The following is a 24,155-nucleotide window of genomic DNA, read 5'->3' on the forward strand; positions in this document are numbered from 1 at the left end:
TATTGGGAAACTGCTGCCGATCACTGTAAATCCGCTTAAAATACATTCCCATTTTTGTGTAACTTTACCATCTTAGCGAAAGAGCGGTTCACCCATGCTCATGGCGGTTGTTTGGGAAGCAACAGTAGTGGCTTCCGCCTTGCCCTGAATCAGCTGGAATTTTTCAACCTCCCGGTAAAGCACACGTGCCTGCTCCAGAAGATGGTCACTGGCGGCGGAGCTTTCCTCAGCTGTGGCAGAGTTGGTTTGCAGCACCGAAGAAATCTGCTCAGTTCCCTGAACAATTTGATCAATAGCCACAGCCTGCTCACCGGAAGCCTTGGCAATGCCGTTCACCAGCATCAAAGCCGAATCGGCCTTCTCCACAATATTTTGCAGAGAGTGCGCTGTTTCATCGGCAATGGTTACCCCATTGGCAACGGTGGAAAGGGAATTTTCAATTAAAGAAGCTGTATTCTTAGCAGCCTCTGCGCTGTTGGCGGCAAGGCGCCGAACCTCATCGGCCACAACTGCAAAGCCCTTGCCGGCAGAACCAGCTCTTGCAGCTTCCACAGCCGCATTGAGGGCCAAAATATTGGTCTGGAAGGCGATGCCGTCAATAGTATGGATGATCTTTTCAATTTCGCCGGTGCTGGCAGAAATTTCGTTCATGGCATCAATAAGTTGCTGCATTTGGCGGTTGCCCTCGTTGATGCCTTCACCAGTTTCGGTGACCAGACGATCCGCCTGACGGGCGTTTTCCGCATTGCTTCTGGTGTGATCCGAAATCTGAGAAACGGTTGCAGAAAGCTGCTGAATAGAACCGGCCTGCTCGGAATTTCCCCTTGCCAAATTGCCTGCTCCGGCGGCCACTTGAGCTGCCCCTGCATTCACCTGCTCGGAGGAAATCCGAATGGCTGAAAGAGCTTCGTTCAGTGAAGAATAAATACCCGCCATAGCCTGCCCGATGGGAACAAAATCACCCGCATAAGGGTAGTTAACCGAAGAGGTCATATCGCCCTTAGACATTTTCTGAAGATGCCCGGTGATGTCGGCCACAACGCCAACCATGCTGGAAATCAAATGGTCTGTGGCTTGGGTAAGCTTTCCGCTTTCATCCTGCCTTGCCAAAACCTTGGCAGAAGGGCTGTGCAAATCGCCCTGAGCCAACAGCTGAAGCCGCTCAGTAACCTCTTGCAGCGGACGGGTAATCCGGGATGCCCACAAAGCAAGCAGGATTGTTCCCACAGCAGCCAGCAGAATCCCACAGCCTAAAATAATCAGATCAGCTATGAGCTTTTCCCGTTGGAGCTCTAAAATAGCATTATCAATATCATCGTAGTAATTTCCTGTGCTGATATACCAGCCATAAGGCTCAAAGAATTGGGTATAGGCCCGCTTATAATAAACCGGACCATCCTCCTCCCCCGGCTTAGGAAAATAATATTCTGTAAAAGAATCTCCCGGATTATTGCCTGCTTTTATTATGTTTTGTATGTATAGGTTGCCGTTGTGATCAACAGCATCATAACGCATGGAGCCCTCGTATTCAGGGTTAAAGTGGATAGCGCATATGCCATCCGCCGTATCTGCCCAAAAATAGCCGCTCTCCCCACTGTATCGAGTATCCCTCACAGTGCTTTCAGCAAAGGCAAGGGCCTGCTCCTTGGTAATCTCGCCTTTGATACGCCGCTGTTCATTGGCCTTCAATGTGTTGACCAGATTCTCGGTAACGGTCTGGATTTTTGTATCAAAAACCGCTCTCTTCTCCAATATAGCTGTATCATAAGCACGGCCCAGCATAACCCACGCTAAAATGGAAATCGCCGCCACTACACCCAAATAGAGCATTCCAGCAAATAAAACGAGCTGCCCTTTCAGCTGAAGTCCCTCGGATTTAAAACTCCGCATTTTTTCAGACCTTCTTCCCCTTACTTTTTGTTCCTAATAAATTCGTTTGACGATGTCTAGTATACGGTCACGCGAAAGTACTGTCAAGTGAACAAGGTTGCTTATTCGTGACAAAAGGAGTTTCCCTATCTTTTGTAGGAAGTTCCTGCCAGAAGAGAGATATTTTTGTAATATATACTAGCTCACTACACTGCTATTTTCATCCTTTCAGGAAACCCACAGCTTTGACACAATAAAAAACAGATACCGGCCGCCTTTTTTGGTGATGGTGATCGGCTGCATTAAACCTGTGGATAAATTCAAAGGCCTTCCCGTATACAAGCACAGGCCAATATGCTAAAATAGGTGCTACAGCGCTGGCTGAAGTTTTCGCCCCATCATATCAGGCCGAAAGGAGCGCGCCGTTGAAGAAGAAAATCTTGGTTGTGGACGATGAAATCCACATTGTAGAGCTGCTGGGACTGAATCTCAAAAAGCAGGGCTACCAACCCCTTTGCGCCTACTCGGGCTTGGAGGCCCTTAAAATAGCAGAGGCCCATCTTCCTGACTTAATTCTGCTGGATGTTATGATGCCGGAAATGGATGGCCTCGAGACCTGCCGCCGTCTCAAGCAAAACAGGCTGCTGCGCCATATTCCCGTTATCATGGTCAGCGCCAAAACCGAAGAAACCGACACTGTGATTGGCCTTGGCATGGGTGCGGATGATTATATTGCCAAGCCCTTTGGTCTGCGGGAACTTTTCGCCCGCATCGGGGTTGCGTTGCGCCGCTGTGAGGATCAGCCGGAAGATGGTATCCTGAGCGCTGGCAGTTTTCGCATTGATATCAATGCCCACCTTGTGGAATGTGATGGCAGCCGGGTGAATTTAACCCTGACCGAATATTCGATATTGAAAATGCTGGTGGAGCATGCCGGACATGTGGTCACCCGGGAACAGCTTATTCATTCCTCCCAGATTAATGCCGCAACCGAGCCGGGGGCGGTTAATGTTCATATTCTCAACCTTCGCCGAAAAATCGGAGAGGGTTATATCGAAACCGTTCGGGGTGTGGGGTATCGCCTGCCGGAGTGATCCTTTTCAGCAAGCCCAATACCAAAGGAGGGAGCCAAGAGAGGCTTGCTCCTTTTTTCTTTTTGTTTGGAACATCACATTTTTCGCGGGGTATTCTTGTCCTCTTATGCGGGATAGAGGAAGCCGCTTCACGATCGGTTCTTCCTGTGTTCAGGTTTGTGTATAAACAGATGGCCCCGTGGGGCCAGCGGGGCCGGTTGCCCCATCTGCACCAGTTGCGCCAGCTGCGCCGGTTGCACCAGTTGGGCCTTGAATACCTTGAATACCCTGCGCGCCGGTTGGGCCGGTTGCGCCAGTTGGGCCTTGAATGCCCTGAATACCCTGCGGTCCGGTTGCGCCGGTTGGGCCTTGAATGCCCTGAATACCCTGCGGTCCGGTTGCGCCGGTTGGGCCTTGAATGCCCTGAATACCCTGCGGTCCGGTTGCGCCGGTTGGGCCTTGAATGCCTTGAATACCTTGCGGGCCGGTTGCGCCGGTTGGGCCTTGAATACCTTGAACACCTTGCGGGCCGGTTGCGCCGGTTGGACCTTGAATGCCTTGAATGCCTTGAATACCCTGCGGGCCGGTTGGACCGGTTGGACCGGTTGGGCCTTGAATACCTTGCGGGCCAGTTGCGCCGGCAAGGCCGGTTGCTCCGATAGGGCCTTGAGGGCCTTGAGGACCTTGTGGCCCTTGGGCGCCGGTGGGGCCTTGAATGCCCTGGGGACCTTGCGGGCCGACTGGCCCTTGGGCGCCGCCAGCACCGGTTGCACCGGTGGGGCCTTGCAGACCTTGCGGGCCCTGCACGCCCTGAGGGCCCTGAGGGCCGGTGGGGCCTGTAGCACCGTTTGCTCCGGTAAGTCCCTGAGGACCCTGTATACCCTGAGGGCCCTGAGGGCCTTGCGGACCAGTTGCGCCATTCGCTCCGGCAGGCCCTTGAGGGCCTTGCGGGCCAGGAACACCCTGAGGGCCGGGATAACCCATAGGTCCTCTCGGGCCGGTGATTCCGCAGCACATGCTGCAGGTGCAGCCACAAGAATGAGATCCACAGCCTAAACCGCTGTGTTGCACTATATCCATTGAGTAATTCCTCCTGTTTATAATAAAAAGCCCGCGAATATCCCTCATGTAAAATTTGGTAAAGCTGTTCACCAGAAAAAAGCAGGGCCGAAACGCGCTGGCTTCCATGCTGCATTATATGTATTTTCAAAAAGCAAGGTGACAGGTTCCCTGCAATGGCATTTTGCTCTGAAAACCCGCTTTTGTTTAAAAAACCCTTATATTTCGGATAAAAGCTTTTGTCCAGCCAGTACCAATGCGCACCATGCTCAGATTTCTTTCATATAGTATCAGTGAGAACTTTTGAAAGGAATAATCAGCTATGAGTAAACTGATCACTGTGGATGCGGGCCATGGCGGCTTCGATAATGGAGCCTCGCACAATGGCCGGCTGGAAAAAGACGATAACCTCCGCCTTGCACTGGAGGTGGAAAAGCGCTTGAAGGAGCAGGGGCAGCGTGTGCAGATGACCCGGGATACCGACGTGTTTATTCCCCTGCGAACCCGCACCGATATGGCCAACCAGGCCGGAAGCGATTTGTTTGTATCCCTCCACCGGAATTCCTACACAGAGCTGACCCCCACCAGCAACGGTGTGGAAAACTGGGTTTATACTACGGCACCGGCCAGCACAGAACAGGCCGCCGCCAATGTGCTGAATCAGGTGGTATCGGTGGGTGTTCAGGCAGACCGTGGCGTTAAGCGAGGCAATTACTCAGTTCTGCGGCGTTCCAAAATGCCTGCTATGCTTCTGGAAATGGGCTACATAATCAACGACGAAGATAACCGCCTGTTCGATACCTATCTGGACGAATATGCCGAGGCAATTGTTCGGGGCATTCTGGAAACCCTTGGCGAACCCTATACCCCACCCGGGCAAACTCCGCCGCCTCCCACTGCATACGACCCCACCACTGCCGCCATCCAGCAGATGCTCAACGACTGGTACGGTGCCAACCTGACGGTAGATGGCCGCTACGGCAATCAGACCAAAGCCGCATTGATCCGGGCTATGCAAAGTGCCCTCAACCAAACCACCGGCTCTAACCTCACTGTGGACGGTGTGCTGGGGCCCGCCACCCTTGCCCAGCTTCCTGTTCTGCGGGAACTGAGCCGTGGCCCTCTGGTTTATCTGTTCCAAGCCGCCCTCTATATGAGCGGCTACAATCCCGGCACCATTGACGGTGTTTTCGGCTCTAACACCCGAAATGCTCTGATCCGCTTCCAGCAGGACAGAGGCCTGACAGCCGATGGCGTTGCTGGCCCCAACACTTATCGGGCACTGCTGGGATAATTTTTCCCACCGGATAATAGAACCGGGAAAAAACCACCCTCTATTTTCGAAACAGCTCCTGCACGGTGAGAAAAAAGCGAATGAGAATCGAGGGAGCGGCCGCCAGCATAATCAAGGTGAGCCAATGATAAACCGAAATATCCCCCAGCCTCAGGGCCTTTTCCGCAGGCGGCCACAGGCACCCCACCCATAAAAAAAGCATTCCGGGCAGAACAGCAAGCCACCCACGGCTTTTGGTTCTGCCCATCTTTTTTGCTGTAACCATACCGCCCCAAAACAGCATCGCCAGCACCAGCCCAACAGCCGAGCAATACCACCCCAGCGGTTCTGAGGGCGGGAACAATCGTGAAACGGCTGAGCGGCTCCCCAACCCATAAGCCATAGCTGTGGAAACGCCGATCAAAACCCCTTGCAGACCAGAAAAAATCAAGGTTCCCGCAACAGTTATGTCCCTTGCCTCTCTGGGTATGGAAATGGAGGAAAGGGCCAGTATTCCCACTGAGCCAACCAAATTGGAACGGCTGAAAAGCCTTTTTTGGCTGTTGGCAGTATTGGGCCGATTCACAATAACCATAGTTCGCCTGCCTGTGTTCTGCTGTACTGTCTCACGGGCAGGCGGCAGAAGCACGCGCCTGCCCTTCACCATGCGGCTCTTTGGCGGATGCTTGCGATAGCGCAGAACCAACGAAACCGGTGCTCCCCCTAGCAAGCACCACAGCCAGAGGCCAGCCGGGGAAAAGGGCCAGCCCCATCCCAGAAACAGCGAAGTCATCACTGCCACAAGCAGTGCAAAAAATCCGCCCAGCCAATAGGCTTTTAGCCAGCCGGGTTGCTGCATAACTATTTTCCTTGCCGCTGTCTGCAAAAAAGCAGCTATGTGGTTTGGAAATCCTTTAAGTCTCCCCAAAGCCTTTTTCCATTTTAGGCACAGCGAAGCACCCACCCGTGAAAGTGCTCCCTGCGGGTGGGTCTGATGGGTTTTATAAGACTTTTTGAACTCCTTGATGTCCCATCATCCCTTGCGCTGTTTCTACAAACTGTAAAACCTCTTTGCAATTGGCAAGCTATACCACCATAGTATGCGGCAAACCTGCTTCAATCATGCCCTTTCGAATATATACTTGTCTTTGAAATTCTGCATTTCTCACAGAATAATACCATATTTATTTCAGGAAATTGGCATATGCATGAGCTGCCTGAACCATGGCCTCCATAACCGTTTAATAATACACGCATATTATCCAACAGATTGCAAAAATCCTCGTGATCAATTATAATATTTGTATATTTTTCGCAGAAAGCTTGCCCTTCAGCCGTTGGTTGCCTGTCAACCCGGGAAAGAATATACTGTTTAAAGAAATATTCCATATGGGGGGCTTGCTCTATGAAAAACAATCGGTTTGATCTCTATGATATCGTTCTTGTGGGTGTAATGGCGGCAATCTGCTTTGCCACAACCGTCTTTTTAAAGATTACCATTCCCACACCCGCCGGCCCTGTGATGCTTAAGCTGGGCAATGTTTTCTGTCTGCTGGCCGGCCTTCTGTTCGGCGGGCTTCGTGGCGGGCTGGCCGCCGGCATCGGCTCCGCTTTGTATGACCTGACCGACCCGCTTTTTGTGGCGGATACTCCCCTGACCTTTATCCGCTTTTTTCTCATGGCCTTCCTATGCGGCGTGATTGCCCAGTGGGGCAATCGGAACAAGAAGGGCTTTGCCGTCAACATTCTTGCGGCTACCGTTGGCTCGGCATTTTCCCTTGCTTTTTACTGGGTAAAAAACATCACCGAGCTGGTCTTGGCAGGCAGTGTTTTTTCTGCGGCCGTTACAGCGGCTACCGTGAAGCTGGTGGTTTCCGGGATCAACGCCGTTGCAGCCGTGATTATTGCCGTTGCCATTGCGCCCGCCTGCAAAAAAGCGCTGCTGCGAGCCGGGCTTGGCCAAAAAATTCCCGCTCTCAAGAAAACCAGCTGAACTGCTTTATAAATCATTTTTAAGGAGCCTTTTATGGATGAAATGCCTCTTTCTCCCCGCCGGGTTGGCCTGAATGCCTTTGCACTGAAACTATTCATGGCCGCTTTAATGCTCATGGATCATCTCTATGTGTTTCTGCCGGGCTTTCCCGTGTGGTTTGAGGCTGTTTCCCGTCTGGTGGCTCCCTGCTTCTGCTTTTTGATGACCGAAGGTCTGGTGTATACCCGGAGCCGCAAAAAATACCTGCTGCGTCTGTATACCATCGGGCTGATCATGCTGGCTATGGATTTTGTTTTTACGGCTGTATTCGGCACAACACCCGGCAACAGCATCATCATGGCTCTTGCGGTTTCGGGTAGCCTGATCTGCGCTATAGATCAAGCCATTGCCGCTGAGACCCCAGGGGAAAAGACCCGCTTTTTCCTTCTGGCGATTACCCTGCTGGCTTTTTCTATGGTGTGGGAGGGCTTTCTCGTGATTCCCATGATGTCGCTGATCTTTTATTATCTGCGGGGGCGCAAAAGGCTTATGTGTGCCGTTTTTGCGGCCGCTTCTCTGATTTTTCTCGCCTTTTTTGATTTTGGCAAATTCCAATGGCTTATGATCTTTTCTGTGATTCCCATATGGTTTTATAACGGCCAAAGAGGCCCCTCGGGGCTTTTTGCCAAGTGGTTCTTCTATGTGTTTTATCCCGCTCATATCTGGATACTTTTTATTCTTTCCCAAACTTTTTTCAGGTAACGCCAATATTATTAAAACAAACCGTTGACAACGGCTCTTATATGGTGTAATATACGGTTATAGCGTAAGTTATCCAACGCTAACACCCTCATCAAACAGTTGTTTTACCTCATCATTGATAACCCCCTTTTACAGCAAAAAGCACTTGGCAGCTGCCAAGTGCTTTTTGCTGTGTTTTTTTAATTGCCGAAACCGGAGAAAAAACCGTTCCTTTTCCGCCGGCCCACAACGCCGCCCTCCATGTTGATCAGAATGGTATCTTCCCCGATCACTTCAATGTTGCACCAAGGGATGATAATATCCTCCCCCCTGAAAAACAGCCCAAACAGACGGCACCGGCCAAAAATAATCAGCGATACCACCTTAGCTGTTACAGTATCCACTTCTATATCCGAAACAAAGCCAAGGCAGCTTCCATCCCGGACATTAATGACCTCCTTGTACCGAAGATCGGTTATACGGCAGTTCATTCAGCCACCTCCCCTATCCTATATGTATGGCAGACCATAAGGGGAGATGCCAGAGGACAATCCGAAAATTACCGGCCGGTTGCGATTGGCAGTATTTAATGAGATTTTATTGCCCGTTATCTGCTTCTGCGGCATAACAGCGGTCGTATTCCGCCATGCTTTTGCGAATCACCGCCAAGGCTTCCTTCTGGCCCTTGGCCTCACTGACTGCGGTGTCTCTGCCTTCCAGTGCCTTATAGACCTGAAAGAAATGCTGCATTTCGGAAAAGATATGAGAGGGCAGCGCCTCAATGGAGCGGTAGGAATTGTAGGTGGGGTCTTCAAAGGGGATGGCGATAATTTTCTCATCCTTTTCGCCGTTATCCACCATAGAAATGACCCCGATGGGATAGCACCGCACCAGCACCAGCGGCTCCACCGGCTCACTGCAAAGCACCAGAACATCCAAAGGGTCGCCGTCATCGGCAAAGGTCCGGGGAATAAAGCCATAGTTGGCCGGGTAATGGGTGGAGGTATAAAGAATCCGATCCAGAATAATCAGGCCGGTTTCCTTATCCAGCTCATATTTCTTTTTACTGCCCTTTTGAATTTCAATTACAGCCAGAAAATCCTCGGGGCGAATGCGCTGAGGGCTTACATCGTGCCAAATGTTCATGTGGCTTCTCCTTCTGCTTTTGCAGACAGTATAGCATAAAACGCAGGACAAGTTAAACTATAATCAAAAAAAATCATAATTTGTAAATTAAATTATATAATATCTATTGCAAATTATATGTTTGAGTGCTAAAATAATAAACAGGAGGTGAGGCTGTGAAGAAAAGCTTATATAGTCTGATGCTATCCGATGAGGTGGTGCGGGCAGTGGATCGAATGGCTTATGACCGGGGCATGAGCCGTTCCGGCCTGATCAATCGGATTTTGGCTCAGCAGTTTTCCATGACAACGCCAGATATGTGGTATGAAAGCGTTCTCGATTGTGTGGCGCAGATTACCGAAACCCGCCAGCGTCTCCAGCTCCAGCCTCAACCCAGCGCTTCCATGCTGTCGCTGAAAAGCTTTTTGGATTATAAATACAATCCAACCATTCGTTACAGTGTAGAGCTTTTTGCTGAGGGCGAAGGCTACTCCGGGGAACTTCGGGTTTCTTCCCGCACCCAAAACGAAGGTCTGCTGGCCATGCTGGAGGATTTCTTTACCCACTGGGCCGCTTTGGAATCCGGGAGGCATCCCCCGGATACTCTGCTTGTGCAAGTGGAGAACGGACGCTTTTACCGGCGGTTCAGCCTTCCCCAAAAGGATGGGCAGGAATCCACTGATGTGATCGGAAAGCGCATCGGCCAATATATCCACCAGCTTGATTTGGCCCTTTCCGCTTATTTCCATGCCGCCCGCATCGGCGGCGGAATGGTTTATCTGGAAAAATACTTCGACGACGCCACCAAGTAAATAGTTCCTACTGTTTCAACTTTTTCACCCGGTGGTTGCACCGGGACTTTGCAACATATTGAAATAGCCCTATCAGCGGGCGAAAGGAGTGCTGAACTATGACCAACATGCAAAAATTTACTCAAAAATCCATTGAGGCCATCGGAGCCGCTCAGAGTCTGGCTCTTGGCAACCAAAACATGCAGATTGAACAGCCCCACCTGCTCTATGCCCTTGCCTCGCAGGAAAACGGCCTGATACCCCAGCTTCTTTTGAAAATGGATACCCAGCCGGAAAGCTTTTTACAGGCGGTTCAGGAGGAAATCGGCCGTATTCCCGGTGTAAGCGGGCCGGGGCGTGAGCCGGATAAAATTTATGTCTCCCCAGCCGTGGATACGGCGCTGGTGCAGGCGGAAGCCCTTGCCGGCAAAATGAAGGATGAATTTGTTTCGGTGGAGCATTTGTTTCTGGCTCTGCTGGAAAAACCGGATAAAAGTATACAGGCTGTTTTTCGGCGCTTTGGGCTGGATAAAAACCGTTTTCTTGCCGCTCTTTCCACCGTTCGGGGCAACACCCGGGTCACCAGCGATTCCCCCGAAGAAACCTACGATGCCCTGACCAAATACGGCTACGATCTGGTGGCCCGTGCAAGGGAACAAAAGCTTGACCCTGTTATCGGCCGGGATAATGAAATCCGTAACGTGGTGCGTATTCTTTCCCGCAAAACAAAAAACAATCCCGTCCTTATCGGCGAGCCGGGCGTAGGCAAAACCGCCATTGCGGAAGGCCTTGCTCAACGAATTGTCCGGGGGGATGTTCCGGAAAGCCTGCGGGATAAAACCATTTTTGCGCTGGATATGGGTGCTTTGATTGCAGGCGCCAAATACCGGGGCGAATTTGAGGAGCGCCTCAAGGCTGTGCTTTCTGAAATTAAGAAAAGCGAAGGCCGGGTTATCCTCTTTATCGATGAGCTGCACACCATTGTGGGTGCGGGCAAAACCGAAGGCTCCATGGATGCAGGCAACCTGCTCAAGCCTATGCTGGCCCGGGGCGAGCTTCACTGTATCGGCGCCACCACACTGGATGAATACCGGCGCTACATTGAAAAGGATGCGGCTCTGGAACGTCGTTTCCAGCCGGTTCTGGTCAGCGAGCCGACTGTGGAGGATACCATCTCCATTCTGCGTGGCCTTAAAGAGCGGTATGAGGTGTTCCACGGTGTAAAAATTCAGGATCAGGCTCTCATCGCCGCCGCTACCCTTTCCTCCCGGTATATTGCCGACCGTTTTTTGCCGGATAAGGCTATCGATTTGGTGGATGAGGCCTGCGCCATGATTCGTACCGAAATTGATTCCATGCCCACCGAGCTGGATGAAATCTCCCGCCGGATTATGCAGCTTGAAATTGAAGAAGCCGCCCTGAAAAAAGATCACGATGAGCTGGCCAAAGAACATCTCGCCGCTGTGCAAAAGGAGCTTTCCGAGGTGCGGGATCAGTTTGCCGCCATGAAAGCCCAGTGGGAAAATGAAAAGAACGCCATCTCCAAGGTACAGAAGCTGCGGGAAGAGATTGAGGGCGTTAACGCCGAAATCGAAAAGGCACAGCGCAGCTACGATCTCAACAAGGCCGCCGAGCTGACCTACGGCCGCCTGCCCGAGCTGAAAAAGCAGCTTGAACAAGAAGAGGAGCTTGCCGAAAAATCCAAGCTGGGCAGCAGCCTGCTGCGGGATAAGGTAACCGACGAGGAAATCGCCCGGATCATCGGCCGGTGGACGGGTATCCCCCTTTCCAAGATTTTGGAAAGCGACCGGGAAAAGCTGCTGAGCATGGATAAAATCCTCCACCAGCGTGTGGTGGGGCAGGATGAAGCGGTTGAAAAGGTTTGCGATGCCATTCTCCGTTCCCGTGCAGGCATTCAGGACCCTGACCGGCCTATCGGCTCCTTCCTGTTCCTTGGGCCTACCGGTGTGGGTAAAACCGAGCTGGCAAAGGCTCTGGCTCAATGCCTCTTTGATGAGGAAAAGAGCCTGATTCGGATTGACATGAGCGAATATATGGAGAAGCACGCTGTTTCTCGTCTGGTGGGAGCGCCTCCGGGGTATGTGGGCTATGAGGAAGGTGGCCAGCTGACCGAGGCGGTGCGCCGCAAGCCCTACAGCGTCATTCTGTTTGACGAGGTGGAAAAGGCTCACCCGGATGTGTTCAACATCCTGCTCCAAGTGCTGGATGACGGCCGTATTACCGATTCCCAAGGCCGTATGGTGGATTTCAAAAACACCATCATCATCCTCACCTCCAACCTTGGCTCCAATCTTCTGCTGGAGGGTATCGACAGCAAAGGTGAAATTACCGAGCAGGCTAAGGCTGCCGTGGAAACCATTCTGCGCCAAAGCTTCCGGCCGGAATTTCTCAACCGTCTGGATGAGATTGTGTTCTACAAGCCTCTCACCAAGGAGGAAATCCGCTCCATTGTGGATTTGATGGTAGCCGATCTGGGCCACCGCCTTGCCGACCGCCAGCTCTCTGTGGTGCTGACCCCCGCCGCCAAAGATTTTGTGGTGGAAAACGGATACGACCCTGTCTATGGTGCCCGGCCTCTGCGGCGGTTCCTCCAGAAAAAGGTGGAAACCCTGCTGGCCCGGTATCTGATTGCCGAAAGTTCTCTGCCACATTCCACGTTGGTGGTGGATTGTGTTGAAAATCAGCTGACTGTGCATACACAGCAGCCACTGAAAACAGGAGAAATTGCTTATGATTAAACCGCTCCACCTTTCCCAGCTGGATCAGGTTATGGAAATATACCCAATGAACTTCAAAATGCGTGCATTTTGAAGCCCCACAGTAGAAGCTGTGGGCCGCCCAATGGGCGGTTTCATTGATGTGCATAGTTAATCGCACGCTCAAAGCGTGTCAGCAGGCAATGCCTGCCGCCTGAAAATCTTCTTTGATTTTCAGGCCGATTAACTATATGGCTGCAAACCAACATAGACGCCCACAGCTTTATTCCCAAGGAATACTGGGAAAGCCATTTCCAAGAGGTGAAGGCCATACTGCCCCAGGCGGATGTAACCGTTTATGAGCAAGATGGCAAGGTCAGAGGCTTTTTAGGCATAGCAGATGGCTCCTATATTGCAGGGCTGTTTGTTGCCAAGGCACATCAGGGGCAGGGTATTGGAGAGGCCCTGCTCAGCGCCTGTAAAAAGCGCCTGCCCAGCCTGACCTTGGATGTATACACCCGGAACCGGCCTGCCATCTCTTTTTATAGTCAATGAACATCAAAAGTGGATCACTTTTGATGTCGCACGGTCAAACCGTGCGATCGCCTAAAAGGCGAATTCATTAGACTTCATAGTGGATTGTGCGCCTTTGGCGCAGCGGCAGGCACAGCCTTCTGTTTGAAAACTGTGACAGTTTTCAAATTAATTCACTATATAAAAAGCACGGCTTTGCGGTAACCGAAGAAAAAATAAACAGCGATACCGGTGAAAGCGAATACACCATGGTGTGGAAGCGCCCAGACTAATCCGGCTTCAAGCCTTGTCTTTTTCATTAGAGAAAAACAAGGCTTTTTTAAGTTCCCACACTGGCTACAAAATCGAGAAACGTTAAATTTTAACTATTTTTAACATAGGCCGCTCTAGCCAGCCCAAGCAAAATGTGCTACACTTATTTTGTTCGACAGATTCAGACAAAAATATGCATTTGAAGGGAGCCTGTCTCTTGATTAATGACGATTATATAACCTTTACCATCAGCGTTGAAAAAAACATCGCTCTGATTGCCCACGATAACAAAAAGTCGGAGCTTATTGATTGGTGCCTCCAGCATAAGAGCATTTTGCAGAACCACCGCCTTTGCGGAACCGGCACCACCGCCCGTATGATCACCGACCGCACCGGTATGCAGGTGCTGGGCTACAACAGCGGCCCTTTGGGCGGTGACCAGCAGCTCGGAGCTAAAATTGTGGAAGGGAAAATCGACATGGTCATTTTCTTTTCTGACCCTCTCACTGCCCAGCCCCATGACCCGGATGTGAAGGCACTTCTGCGCATTGTGCAGGTATACGATATTCCCATGGCCAGCAACAAATCCACCGCGGATTTTATGATTACCTCCCCGCTGATGGATGAACCCTATAACCATCAGGTGATTAACTTTAACAAAAACATTCGCCAGCGTGCGGAAACTCTTTAAAAAAACCTTACAGATACCAACGTTTTTGTTTGTTTGCTATTCTGCGCTGGATATTGCTGGAAGCTTGGGAAATTTTATTAACATATTGTTCATCACTTGTCAATATATAAGAGATGAATCCCATAGGTGCATCGTGTATATTGATTATACAATTTAATATTGCTCATAGCTAATGGGGAGTAGTTTTAAATTTCAGGTCAACATACATGAATCATGTTTGGTTCTGGCCTGAAATCCGTATAGGTAACCAGACTTTTAGCTTATACCAATAGGATTGGTATAAGCTAAAAGTCTTTTTTTATTATCTTTCTTACTGTCCGCAGGGCCTCTTTTCCTGGATCATTTAAGGTCAATTGGTAAACTTCCGGGAAATCCGGGGCAGAATAGCAGAAAGGCGCTTCTGGATCACCTGTGTTTTCTGCAGCAGACGGTAAGCAAATCCATCTGTAAAAACATGTATCAACAATGAGGAGAGAGTTTATCGTGTATGAACAAAAAAACATCCTGCAATCCTGCGAAGAGCTTGATGTAAACCCGCAAATGGGCTTATCCAGCCAGCAGGCAGCGGAGCGGCTTCAAAAATACGGCCCCAATGCTTTGGTGGAAGCAAAGCCCAAATCCAAGCTTTCTATGTTTTTAAGCCAGCTCAACGACCCCATGATTTATATTCTGTTTGCGGCGGCGGCCATTTCCATGTTCCTTCGGGAATGGGGGGATGCTGTCATCATTCTGATGGTGGTTCTGCTCAACGCCATTGTGGGCATGAGCCAAGAGGCGAAGGCTGAGCAGGCTCTTGAGGCTCTGAAAAAGCTTTCCAGCCCCTTTGCTCTTGTGCGCCGGGATGGCAAGCTAATGGATGTTCCCGCTGCCGAACTGGTGCTGGGTGATGTGGTCGTGCTGGAAGCCGGAAGAGTTTTGCCCGCCGACCTTCGGCTGATTTCTTCCATCAACTTGAAGGTGGAGGAATCCGCTCTCACCGGTGAATCGGTTCCGGTGGAAAAAGATTCTGATTTTGTGGCCACCGGGGATACCTCTCTGGGCGACCGGGTCAACATGGCCTTCTCCTCCACCAGTGTCACCTACGGCCGTGGCGAAGGTATTGTGGCCGCCACCGGTATGAACACCGAAATCGGCAAAATCGCCACGATGATTAACCAGACTGCCACCTCCATGACTCCGCTGCAAAAACGTCTGGCTGATTTGAGCAAGCTGTTGGGCGGCCTTGCCCTTGCGATCTGTGTGGCTATGTTTGCCATTGCCATCATCCAGCAGCGCCCCATTGTGGAAATGCTTCTCACCGCGATCTCCCTTGCAGTAGCGGCTATTCCCGAGGGTCTGCCCGCTGTGGTAACCATTGTGCTGGCCCTGGGCGTTCAGCGGATGGTCAAGGTCAACACCATTGTTCGCCGCCTGCCCTCTGTGGAAACGCTGGGTGCAGTCAGTGTGGTTTGCTCTGATAAAACCGGTACCCTCACCCAGAACAAAATGACTGTCACACAGGTTTATCGGGATGAAAAGCTGGAAGAAGTCTCCGCTCTTGCCCCCGAGCAGGATCAGCTGTTTCTCGAGGGTTTTGTGCTCTGCAACGATGCCTCCATTAAAAACGGCACCGCTATCGGTGATCCCACCGAAATTGCCCTGCTGGATATGGGCGCACGCACCGCCTTTTCCAGAGAGGGCCTTGAGGAAACACTCCCCCGTGTGGCGGAGCAGGCCTTTGATTCCGACCGCAAAATGATGACCACCGTTCACAGACGGGATGGCAAAGCCATTGCCTTTACCAAGGGCGCTATGGATATCCTGCTTTCCCGCTGCGAAAACATTATCATCAACGGGCAGGTTCGCCCTCTCACCCAGATAGACCGTGAAAAGGTCTTCCGGGCCGCCAGCTCCATGGCCCATTCCGCCCTGCGGGTGCTGGCCCTTGCTTTTAAAGAAAACGATGAAAGCGCAACCGAAGAGAACCTGACCTTTGTGGGCCTTGTGGGTATGATTGATCCGCCCCGCCCCGAGGCTGCCGAGGCTGTTCAGGTGTTTAAGGATGCCAAAATCCGCACGGTCATGATCACCGGTGACCATAAGGATACCGCTCTGGCCATTGCCCGTGAGCTAAAAATCGCAGACAGTGAAGAACAGTGCATGACCGGGGAACAGCTCTCCAAAATGACACAGGATGACCTGAATCGGGTGGTGGACGATGTGCGGGTATTTGCCCGTGTTTCGCCCGAGCATAAGGTTATGATCGTAAAGGCGCTGAAATCCCACGGATATATTGTTTCCATGACCGGTGACGGCGTTAACGATGCCCCCTCTCTCAAAACCGCCGATATCGGTGTTGCCATGGGCATCACCGGCACCGATGTGGCTAAGGGCGCAGCGGATATGGTGCTCACCGACGATAACTTTGCTACCATTGAAAAGGCTGTGGCCGAGGGCCGGGGAATTTACAGCAACATTAAAAAATCGGTTCTGTTCCTGCTTTCCTCCAACTTTGGCGAGGTTATCACCATGTTTGGCGCCATTTTGGCGGGGTTGGCGGCTCCCTTGCAGGCCACCCACATTCTCTTTGTTAATCTGCTCACCGATACGCTCCCCGCTTTGGCACTGGGCGTGGATTCCAAGGATAAGGACATCATGAAGGCTCCGCCCCGCCACCCGGAGGAAAGCCTGTTTGCTCACGGGGGCCTCGCTCTCACTCTCTTCTATGGTGTTGTCATTGCCGCTATGACCTTAGGCGCTTTCCTCTATTCCCCTGTGAAGGCTCTAATGGACGCAGGCTCCCCGGTTACCTTTGAAGGCATTAAAGCCATGCTGGGTGACACTGAGCTGCTCATGCACGCCCAGACCTATGCCTTTGTCACATTGGCTCTCTCCCAGCTGTTCCATGCCTTCGGAATGCGCAATGTGGAAAAATCCATCTTCCGCATCAATCCCTTTGAAAACCGCACTATGGTAATGGCCTTTGTGATCGGGCTGCTCCTTCAAGTGGCAGTCACCGAAATTCCTCTGCTCACCGGGCTGTTCGGAACCGTTGCCCTCTCCTTTATGGAATGGCTGGAGCTCTTCCTGCTGGCCATGGTGCCGCTGGTGATGCATGAGCTGATCGTGCTTGTCCGCTGGATTTTCAAAGCAGGTAAAACAAATTAACCTCTATAGCTTTCCAGAATAAAGATGCTTGAAGGAAGGGCCGCTGCAACCTTGCAGCGGCCCTTCCCCTTTGTGATGGCAGTATATTAAAAAATGCAAATATAGCTTATAAAGATTCGTTTGCTTTTTGGTGCTGACTGTAATATGATCATGAGAGAATGTTACAGAATAGGAGAAGCTATTGTATGGTTAAAAACAGATTTTCGAATCCGGTATGGTCGCTCCTTTCTGTTTATTTGATCTGTTTTGTGTTCAGGGCAGTTGAGTATATGATTATCCGTACCGATCAAGGCATATTCGGCGAGGCATTTCTCCATAAGCTTGCCGGGATTATGGTGCTTGCAATCGCATTGCGCTATTTTTCACTCAGTTGGCCGGAAGTGGGGCTGGGAGGGCAGCGGGCAAAAAATACACTATACGGCCTGCTTCTCGGCGCTTGCGTGTATGTGATTGCCTATGGCGCAGAATTTGTTTTCCAGCAGATGCAGGGTGCTAACCCATCCCTGCAGGTATATGTAACCAGCTATGCGCTGGAGGGCAATCAAGGCAGGCAAACCGGGCTGTGGTTTTTTGTTTTTTGCTTGGTTGGGAACCTGATCAACGTAGCAATGGAGGAAGGCATTTTCCGAGGGCTGTTCCTTCGCTTGCTGGAATCCAAGCTTTCCTTTATAAAATCGGCTGTTATTTCTTCTATCCTTTTTGGCGTTTGGCACATTGCGGCTCCTGTTCGCAGCCTGCTGGATGGAGAGATCAGTGAAGCCGGGGCGATATTTTCTGCCCTGGTGCTGATTGTAACAGCCGGAATCACGGGATTTAAGTTCTGCCTGCTGGCCAAGATAACCGGTTCTCTTTGGATGCCCATGGCCGATCACTTTTTTAACAACACCATCATTAACCTTTTGCATATTGCCACAGCATCCGGCATGGATGAGATGCAGGTAATCCGTATTTCCATTGCCCAGACCCTATCCTTCCTGATTGTGCTTTTCATCTATCGCAGAAGACGTATCAAACAGTAAGCTCCCGCATTAAAGCTAAATCTTCCTACATAGGGGCATTCTATAAAAGTGAGGGCATCACCATTTTATCCAACGGTGATGCCCTCATATATTTTATCTACAATCTGTTTTGAACAAGCTTTGTCGCTTCATTCAAATTTCATCCGCAGGCAGGGCCAGTATTTAAGCGGAACACCTGTGGTGCATGGCATTCCTTTTGATACGCATACGCCCCCTTTTGTGCAACAGCAGGCTTTGCCCGCCAAGGGTAAAAGGCATATGCATCTATACCAGCGGATTGAACTGTATTGTCAGGCTAAGGCTTCTGTCTCTCGGCTCTTGGCTTGCTCCGGGGAAACCAGTGGGAAATTCCTTGAGCCCAAAACCTCGGTGGCATACTGGGTTATATAGCCTTGCTCCACCAGCTCCCGCATGCGGGCCTCGCCGCACTGATAGGCAATGAGAGCATTGGTCTCGCCGTATTTTGCCACATAATCGCTGATGACCATCACCCCGGCCTCAATATTATCTTCGGGGATGTTCACATCCAGACCTTGGGCGGAAAGCCACTTCCAGTTGCTCTGGTTGATCTGCATCAGCCCCCGATCCCTTGTCCCATTTTCATTGACATTGTCCCGGATGCCCACCATAAATCGGCTTTCCCTCTCCATGATCGCCAGCACCAGCTCATAATCCACATTGTATTCCTGACACAGGCTGTAGGTATATTCCTGCAGCTCTGCATCCAGCGGGATATCATAAAGCGGTGCCATAAAAGGTTTAGGGGAAAGCTTGGATTCCAGCGTTTCCTCATCCACCGGGTAGTAGGAGAACCCCAGTGACACCGGAGCCTTGCTCTGGCGGTTCATCACACTGGAAGGCGCCTCCAACGGAACCGGATTATACCGGTTTTGTTCCCGGTAGGAGGACAGGTAAAGATGATACACCAGAAGGCCCAGCAAAGCGCCCCCCAAGAGCAGCAGCAACACCCGCATCGTTTTTATGACATATATTTTAATATAAATTCAACCTTTCTTTATGTCCTGGCCCTATGCACATCCAACAGTATAGGGTAAGGGCAATCTATTTGTCAATGTTTCCTACTTTTTTATGGTTATTTCGACGATTCTTTCTAAAGCTCCGCTATGGTTTTCCGGCGGTTTCACCCATAGAATTGGCCGGTTTTCTCTTCCCACGCATGGGATTGACAGCGCCCGGCATATTATATTATAATATCCGCATATACAAATAAAGGGGGCTCGTCCTACATGGATGCCCAGGAGCAATACTATACCCAGCGAGCCGAGCTTCTCAAGGCTTTGGCACATCCGGTGCGGCTGCGGATTTTGCGGGAGCTTTGTGTCAACCAGATTAATGTTACCACTTTATACACTCGGTTGGGTTTACCCCAGTCTACCATCTCCCGCCATCTTTTGGTGTTGAAAAATGCCGGAATTGTTTTCGGCCACCGCCATGGGCTGGAAATTGATTACAGCATCGATTGTGACCAGCTTGAGCCTTTTATTAAGCTGATTATCAAGGATGCGGCCGATGCATCCTCACACCTCATTGAACCGAAAGGATGAGAATTTTGAAAAAAAAGTTTTTGATTCTATCATTGGCACTCACTTTATCTCTTGCAGCCTGCGGCAAAGGAGACATATCTACCTCACAGCCTGCAGAAACACTATCTGAGCCTTCTTCACAAGCCCAGCAAAGCATCCCCGAATCAAGCGATACATCTTCCTCTGAGCCAGAGGAAATGCCGCTGGTGCCCGATTTTACTGTGCAAGCCAACAATGGAGAAAGCGTCAGCCTATCCAGTTATGCAGGTAAGGTGGTGGTTCTGAACTTCTGGGCAAGCTGGTGCCCCCCCTGCAAGGCAGAAATGCCGGATTTCCAGATTCTCCACGATGAGCTGGCTGATTCCGAAGAGGTGGTGCTTCTCCTGCTTAACCAGACCGACGGCCAGCGGGAAACCAAAGAAAAAGCGGATAAATATCTGGCGGATAACAGCCATACCTTTATGAACCTCTATGATACCGGGGAAGTGGGTTTTGGAATCTTCGGGATTCAAAGCATCCCCACCACTGTGGTGATCGATAAAGAGGGGCGGCTTTCCGACTTTGTTTTGGGCAAAACCGATTTAGCAACGGTAAAGCAGATGATTGAGGAGGCCAAAAATGCTTAGTCAGGCTGCACCCAAAATTACGCCCGCTCTCTTTGGGCTGGTTTTTTCTGAAGGATTGTTTGCCTTCCTTTCCCCCTGCATTTTACCCATGCTGCCCATTTATCTGCTGTATCTCAGCGGCACCGGCAACATGCAGGAAAACCGGGATCGGCTGATTCGCAATACTGTTGGCTTTATTTGCGGCTTCACTCTTGTTTTTGTTGGGTTGGGTGCCACTGCCTCCGGCCTTGGGAGCCTGCTTTCCCAGCACCGTGATTGGCTGCAGCGCATCGGCGGTGTAATCATGATTGTATTTGGCCTGCATTTCATGGGAATTCTGCGCATTTCCTTCCTCAACCAAACCAAGACCTTGCAAGCCAACACCAAGGATCTGCGCTTTTTTTCCAGCCTGCTGTTTGGAGGCGCTTTTTCTCTTGGCTGGACCCCCTGCCTTGGGCCATTTTTGGGCTCGGCTCTGCTCCTTGCCTCCAACTCCTCCACGTTGCCGCAAGGGATCGCCCTTCTGTTTGTTTTTTCCATGGGCTTGGGCGTACCTTTTCTGCTGACCGCTCTGCTGTGGGACCGCCTGCAGGGAGCAATGCGGTTTATTAAAAAGCACCTGAACAAAATCAAGATGATTTCCGGCACTCTTTTAATCATTGTGGGCCTTCTTATGCTCTTTGATCTTTTTGGTTATTACATGGGGCTGTTTTCATAAAAGCTTCTTCACGCTAAAAAAGCAGGGACCCCTCAAAAAGGTCCCTGCTTGAGCAAATATCCAAAAGTCTATACGCTCTATGGGGGGGCATCCCATGCCCCCCGTATTCTCCCCGGATTGCGCCGCAACAGCGCAAAAAATGGAATTCCTGCATCGATATCAATTCAACGCAGGAAGAATTACCAATAAAAGATTTACGTCTCTCGTGGTTAACGCCGCTACTTCTACAATTTAAAAGCAGGGACCCTCAAAAGGTCCCTGCTTTTGGTATACGCAAGATTTTTTATAGCTTAGAACCGGTCATCGGGCTGCAAAGACATATTGCTTTCAGCCGAATCCCACTGGAGCTCCTGAACAGGCACTTCGCTATCCTGCTCTTTAACACCTGCCAGCTGGAATTTGCCAACCTCATCCCGAAGGAGCACAGCCTGTGCGGTCAGCTCCTCGCTGGAAGCCGAGCTCTCCTCAGCTGTGGCTGCATTGGTCTGCACAACGGTGGCAATCTGCTCAATGCCCTGTGTGACTTCCTTGAGGGAATCCGCCTGCCGCTCTGAATCCTTCTGAATCTGGACGATAATGGACTGCACCTGCTGGGAGTTCCGATCCACATCCTGCAAAGCATCTGCGGTCACCTTGGTAATCTTGGTACCGGTTTCCACCGCCTGAATGGATGCGTGAATCAGGTCTTCGGTCTGCTTGGCGGCCTCTGCCGATTTAGCAGCTAGATTGCGCACTTCATCGGCTACAACTGCAAAGCCCTTGCCTGCCGCACCGGCCCGAGCAGCTTCAACGGCGGCATTGAGTGCCAGAATGTTGGTTTGGAAGGCGATATCGTCAATGGCCTTGATAATTTTGCGAATTTGGCCGGAAGCCTGATTGATTTCCTTCATAGAGGCTTGCAGTTCCTCCATGTGCCGGTTACCGGCGACCAATCCCTTGCCTGCCTCACCCACATATTCAGTGGCCTTGATCACATTATCCATATTGTGGGTCGCCATACCCGAAACCTCATAAATGGAAGCAGAAAGCTGTTGGATAGAGCTGGATTGCTGGGAAGCTCCGGTGGCCAGTGCCTGTGCGGAGGAAGAAATTTGGGAAGCGCCCACCTCAACTTGCTCGGCAGACATATGAATATGGGAAAGGGTCGCGCTGAGTGTAGAGGAAATATTGAGCAGTGCTTCCTTAACCGGGGCAAACTCACCGGCATAATCCTGCTCCAGATTGATGCGCAGATTTCCCTGTGCCATCGTGCCCAACACCTGTGTGATTTCTTGGATATAATCGATATAGTGGCTCAGGCGGGTTACCGTTCTGCCGATTGCATCCGCCACCTGCCGGGTTTCATCCTTGGAGCGAATATCCAAATGCACATCCAGATTACCGTCTGCAATTTGGTTAGCGGCTTTAGTTAGTTTACGCAGAGGCGAAACAATGCCACTGGTCACCAGCGCAATCATAGCCACCAGGATCAGGCCGGCCACAATGAAAACGGTGATCAATGTTGAAATTATTTTGGTATATTCCTGCAGGAACTCTCTCTCAGGCAAACCGGTGGCAATTGTCCAACCGCTGGTGCCAACCTGCGCGACATAGCCATAGCCCTTCTCGCCGCCCTTGGTATAAGTAACACTGCCTTCCTGCTTGCTGATTATTGCATTTTTAAGCTCGTTGGAAAAATCACTATCCGCAATGTTGGTGCCAATGCGGTCTGCATCCGGATGATACAGCATGTGGCCATTTGAGGTGGTCAGAACATAATAACCATGTTCACCCAGTGTATAGGTTCCCATAAGTTCGCTGATTTTGTCTAAAGAAAAATCAGCGCCAATGGCCCCAATCATTTTTTGAATACCCGAATAATCCTTCTGAAAAATAGGAGCCACAATGCTGACTATTTGAGTTCCTGTGACATAGTCTTCTGTAGGATCGGTCATAATAACTTCACCGGCGGCTCCTTGCAGAACAGTATACCAAGCTCTCTCCTGCACCACATAGCCATCCTCAAGACCATAACCGGTGGATTGCAGGATCTGGTTGGCATCAAAATCCGCAATCCATACTGACATCAAATTTTCGGCATCCATTTCTTCCGCTTTTTCCAAGGTAGCCTTAATTCCGTTAAAATCCGGATCCAAGAAAATCTTGTTGCCGGCTCCCACACGAATACACATCTGTTCCATCTGGCCGGTAAGAGCCAGAGACTTCACCATTTGCGCGCACTTTGCAAAATAGCTGTTCACATCCAAAGCCGCTGTTTGTGATTTGGCCTGCAACTCCCTGTTTGTCAGATCGGAGACGGTATTCCCCACCAGATACTGCAAAATACCGGCCACCAAAACAAAAGAAATTACAACCGGGAGCCCTATAAGCACCAGAATTTTGACCATCAGGCTTTTATTGCCAACTCCCATACCCTTGAAAACCTTTTTGATCTTTATCGCCTTTTTTGTTTTCATGTTGTCTTCTCCTCTTTAATGTAATGGCCTTTGCAAATAATTCCTGTTACAATAACAAAAGCGCATCGAATATGATGCGCTTAGAAGATAGTGCTATCACTCAAACAGCTTGTCTATCCGGCCTGCCTGTGCGAACTAAGAACCATTCCTACAGGAGAACCCCCACCGAATCTACTGGCAAAATTCGTATAGAAACAGAGGCTTCAACAACATTCCTGCTTCAAACAGCCACTTTTGCCACAAGCATATCAAGTGATATGACTTACTTTCAAGGAAAGCGCCGCAGTTTTTAAGAGTGATCGCAGTAACGGTAATAAATGGCGGGCACTCTTCAATAATCAGGAAAATATGAACAATTTTGTCAAAAGGCTTGTAATTTTCGACAATTCTTGCTATTTTAGTCTCAAGAACAGTCACTAAATCTAAAATATCGACTTGTATAGTATATCACTTTGTGACTTCATTACAGAAATATATATATTAGATAGTGTAATTCCAAAATGATATGTTGCTTTTTTTGAGCATTTTGCACTAATTTCAAACCAACGGCTCGCCATTTTGCCAGAAAA

General features: G+C 50.4%; 19 protein-coding genes and 1 pseudogene. 13 read left to right on the top strand and 7 right to left on the bottom strand.

Going from position 1 to position 24,155, the window contains the following annotated elements; translation table 11 throughout:
• Positions 1-72: 72 nt before the first annotated feature.
• Complete coding sequence (locus tag U6B65_08695; GenBank protein ID WRS26423.1) at positions 73-1,890, bottom strand: methyl-accepting chemotaxis protein; 1,818 nt, start codon at positions 1,888-1,890, stop codon at positions 73-75.
• A gap of 404 nt (positions 1,891-2,294) precedes the next feature.
• Between U6B65_08695 and U6B65_08700 the strand changes: the two genes are divergently transcribed.
• Positions 2,295-2,963, top strand: coding sequence for a response regulator transcription factor (locus U6B65_08700; protein WRS26424.1), 669 nt, complete (start codon positions 2,295-2,297; stop codon positions 2,961-2,963).
• A gap of 168 nt (positions 2,964-3,131) precedes the next feature.
• On the opposite strand, the pseudogene U6B65_08705 reads toward U6B65_08700, so the two are convergent.
• Positions 3,132-4,013 (bottom strand): annotated as a pseudogene (locus U6B65_08705) (collagen-like protein).
• 310 nt (positions 4,014-4,323) lie between these two features.
• Between U6B65_08705 and U6B65_08710 the strand changes: the two are divergent.
• Positions 4,324-5,295: an N-acetylmuramoyl-L-alanine amidase gene (locus U6B65_08710; GenBank protein ID WRS26425.1), complete on the top strand. Its 972-nt coding sequence runs from the start codon at positions 4,324-4,326 to the stop codon at positions 5,293-5,295.
• 40 nt (positions 5,296-5,335) lie between these two features.
• Here U6B65_08710 and U6B65_08715 read toward each other — a convergent pair whose 3' ends face one another.
• On the bottom strand, positions 5,336-6,133 hold the full coding sequence (locus U6B65_08715) for a hypothetical protein (protein ID WRS26426.1): 798 nt from the start codon (positions 6,131-6,133) through the stop codon (positions 5,336-5,338).
• Positions 6,134-6,679: 546 nt separating this feature from the next.
• Here U6B65_08715 and U6B65_08720 point away from each other — a divergent pair.
• On the top strand, positions 6,680-7,267 hold the full coding sequence (locus U6B65_08720) for an ECF transporter S component (GenBank protein ID WRS26427.1): 588 nt from the start codon (positions 6,680-6,682) through the stop codon (positions 7,265-7,267).
• A gap of 33 nt (positions 7,268-7,300) precedes the next feature.
• A complete protein-coding gene (locus U6B65_08725; protein WRS26428.1) occupies positions 7,301-8,008 on the top strand; it encodes a TraX family protein in 708 nt (235 codons plus the stop codon).
• 179 nt (positions 8,009-8,187) lie between these two features.
• On the opposite strand, the gene U6B65_08730 is transcribed toward U6B65_08725, so the two are convergent.
• A complete protein-coding gene (locus U6B65_08730; GenBank protein WRS26429.1) occupies positions 8,188-8,478 on the bottom strand; it encodes a YlmC/YmxH family sporulation protein in 291 nt (96 codons plus the stop codon).
• 106 nt (positions 8,479-8,584) lie between these two features.
• The gene (locus U6B65_08735) at positions 8,585-9,133 is read right to left on the bottom strand and encodes an inorganic diphosphatase (protein ID WRS26430.1); all 549 of its coding nucleotides are present in this window, start codon (positions 9,131-9,133) and stop codon (positions 8,585-8,587) included.
• Between the two features lie 155 nt (positions 9,134-9,288).
• Here U6B65_08735 and U6B65_08740 point away from each other — a divergent pair, with 155 nt between their 5' ends.
• The 6 genes from U6B65_08740 (at position 9,289) to U6B65_08765 (ending at position 18,263) form a co-directional block, all read left to right on the top strand.
• Complete coding sequence (locus tag U6B65_08740) at positions 9,289-9,924, top strand: CopG family transcriptional regulator (GenBank protein ID WRS26431.1); 636 nt, start codon at positions 9,289-9,291, stop codon at positions 9,922-9,924.
• 98 nt (positions 9,925-10,022) lie between these two features.
• Entirely contained in the window at positions 10,023-12,662 is a 2,640-nt protein-coding gene (gene clpB / locus U6B65_08745) for an ATP-dependent chaperone ClpB (protein WRS26432.1), read from the top strand.
• Between the two features lie 279 nt (positions 12,663-12,941).
• On the top strand, positions 12,942-13,175 hold the full coding sequence (locus U6B65_08750; GenBank protein WRS26433.1) for a GNAT family N-acetyltransferase: 234 nt from the start codon (positions 12,942-12,944) through the stop codon (positions 13,173-13,175).
• Between the two features lie 424 nt (positions 13,176-13,599).
• A complete protein-coding gene (locus tag U6B65_08755) occupies positions 13,600-14,097 on the top strand; it encodes a methylglyoxal synthase (GenBank protein ID WRS26434.1) in 498 nt (165 codons plus the stop codon).
• Between the two features lie 483 nt (positions 14,098-14,580).
• The gene (locus U6B65_08760) at positions 14,581-17,244 is read left to right on the top strand and encodes a cation-translocating P-type ATPase (protein ID WRS26435.1); all 2,664 of its coding nucleotides are present in this window, start codon (positions 14,581-14,583) and stop codon (positions 17,242-17,244) included.
• Between the two features lie 185 nt (positions 17,245-17,429).
• A complete protein-coding gene (locus U6B65_08765) occupies positions 17,430-18,263 on the top strand; it encodes a CPBP family intramembrane glutamic endopeptidase (GenBank protein ID WRS26436.1) in 834 nt (277 codons plus the stop codon).
• A gap of 290 nt (positions 18,264-18,553) precedes the next feature.
• On the opposite strand, the gene U6B65_08770 is transcribed toward U6B65_08765, so the two are convergent.
• Positions 18,554-19,228: a transglycosylase SLT domain-containing protein gene (locus U6B65_08770; protein WRS26437.1), complete on the bottom strand. Its 675-nt coding sequence runs from the start codon at positions 19,226-19,228 to the stop codon at positions 18,554-18,556.
• Positions 19,229-19,510: 282 nt separating this feature from the next.
• Here U6B65_08770 and U6B65_08775 point away from each other — a divergent pair, with 282 nt between their 5' ends.
• Genes U6B65_08775 through U6B65_08785 form a run of 3 tightly spaced genes read left to right on the top strand, consistent with a single transcriptional unit; the run spans position 19,511 to position 21,130 of the window.
• The gene (locus tag U6B65_08775) at positions 19,511-19,828 is read left to right on the top strand and encodes a metalloregulator ArsR/SmtB family transcription factor (protein WRS26438.1); all 318 of its coding nucleotides are present in this window, start codon (positions 19,511-19,513) and stop codon (positions 19,826-19,828) included.
• Between the two features lie 5 nt (positions 19,829-19,833).
• A complete protein-coding gene (locus U6B65_08780) occupies positions 19,834-20,433 on the top strand; it encodes a TlpA disulfide reductase family protein (GenBank protein ID WRS26439.1) in 600 nt (199 codons plus the stop codon).
• Positions 20,426-21,130 (top strand): cytochrome c biogenesis CcdA family protein, encoded by a 705-nt coding sequence (locus U6B65_08785; GenBank protein ID WRS26440.1) that lies wholly within the window; start codon positions 20,426-20,428, stop codon positions 21,128-21,130. The genes U6B65_08780 and U6B65_08785 overlap by 8 nt, the downstream gene beginning before the upstream one ends.
• A gap of 290 nt (positions 21,131-21,420) precedes the next feature.
• Here U6B65_08785 and U6B65_08790 read toward each other — a convergent pair whose 3' ends face one another.
• The gene (locus U6B65_08790) at positions 21,421-23,586 is read right to left on the bottom strand and encodes a methyl-accepting chemotaxis protein (protein ID WRS26441.1); all 2,166 of its coding nucleotides are present in this window, start codon (positions 23,584-23,586) and stop codon (positions 21,421-21,423) included.
• Positions 23,587-24,155 lie beyond the last annotated feature (569 nt).

This window comes from Oscillospiraceae bacterium MB08-C2-2 (assembly GCA_035621215.1).
In the GTDB taxonomy this organism is placed as follows: Bacteria; Bacillota; Clostridia; order Oscillospirales; family Ruminococcaceae; genus WRAV01.

Excerpts from the sequence above, each read along its gene's own strand:
- U6B65_08730 (WRS26429.1), bottom strand. The coding sequence starts at position 8,478 with ATGAACTGCCGTATAACCGATCTTCGGTACAAGGAGGTCATTAATGTC.
- U6B65_08710 (WRS26425.1), top strand. The coding sequence starts at position 4,324 with ATGAGTAAACTGATCACTGTGGATGCGGGCCATGGCGGCTTCGATAAT.
- U6B65_08720 (WRS26427.1), top strand. The coding sequence starts at position 6,680 with ATGAAAAACAATCGGTTTGATCTCTATGATATCGTTCTTGTGGGTGTA.
- U6B65_08765 (WRS26436.1), top strand. The coding sequence starts at position 17,430 with ATGGTTAAAAACAGATTTTCGAATCCGGTATGGTCGCTCCTTTCTGTT.
- U6B65_08735 (WRS26430.1), bottom strand. The coding sequence starts at position 9,133 with ATGAACATTTGGCACGATGTAAGCCCTCAGCGCATTCGCCCCGAGGAT.
- U6B65_08715 (WRS26426.1), bottom strand. The coding sequence starts at position 6,133 with ATGCAGCAACCCGGCTGGCTAAAAGCCTATTGGCTGGGCGGATTTTTT.
- U6B65_08695 (WRS26423.1), bottom strand. The coding sequence starts at position 1,890 with ATGCGGAGTTTTAAATCCGAGGGACTTCAGCTGAAAGGGCAGCTCGTT.
- U6B65_08725 (WRS26428.1), top strand. The coding sequence starts at position 7,301 with ATGGATGAAATGCCTCTTTCTCCCCGCCGGGTTGGCCTGAATGCCTTT.
- U6B65_08790 (WRS26441.1), bottom strand. The coding sequence starts at position 23,586 with ATGAAAACAAAAAAGGCGATAAAGATCAAAAAGGTTTTCAAGGGTATG.
- U6B65_08785 (WRS26440.1), top strand. The coding sequence starts at position 20,426 with ATGCTTAGTCAGGCTGCACCCAAAATTACGCCCGCTCTCTTTGGGCTG.
- U6B65_08755 (WRS26434.1), top strand. The coding sequence starts at position 13,600 with ATGCATTTGAAGGGAGCCTGTCTCTTGATTAATGACGATTATATAACC.
- U6B65_08775 (WRS26438.1), top strand. The coding sequence starts at position 19,511 with ATGGATGCCCAGGAGCAATACTATACCCAGCGAGCCGAGCTTCTCAAG.
- clpB (WRS26432.1), top strand. The coding sequence starts at position 10,023 with ATGACCAACATGCAAAAATTTACTCAAAAATCCATTGAGGCCATCGGA.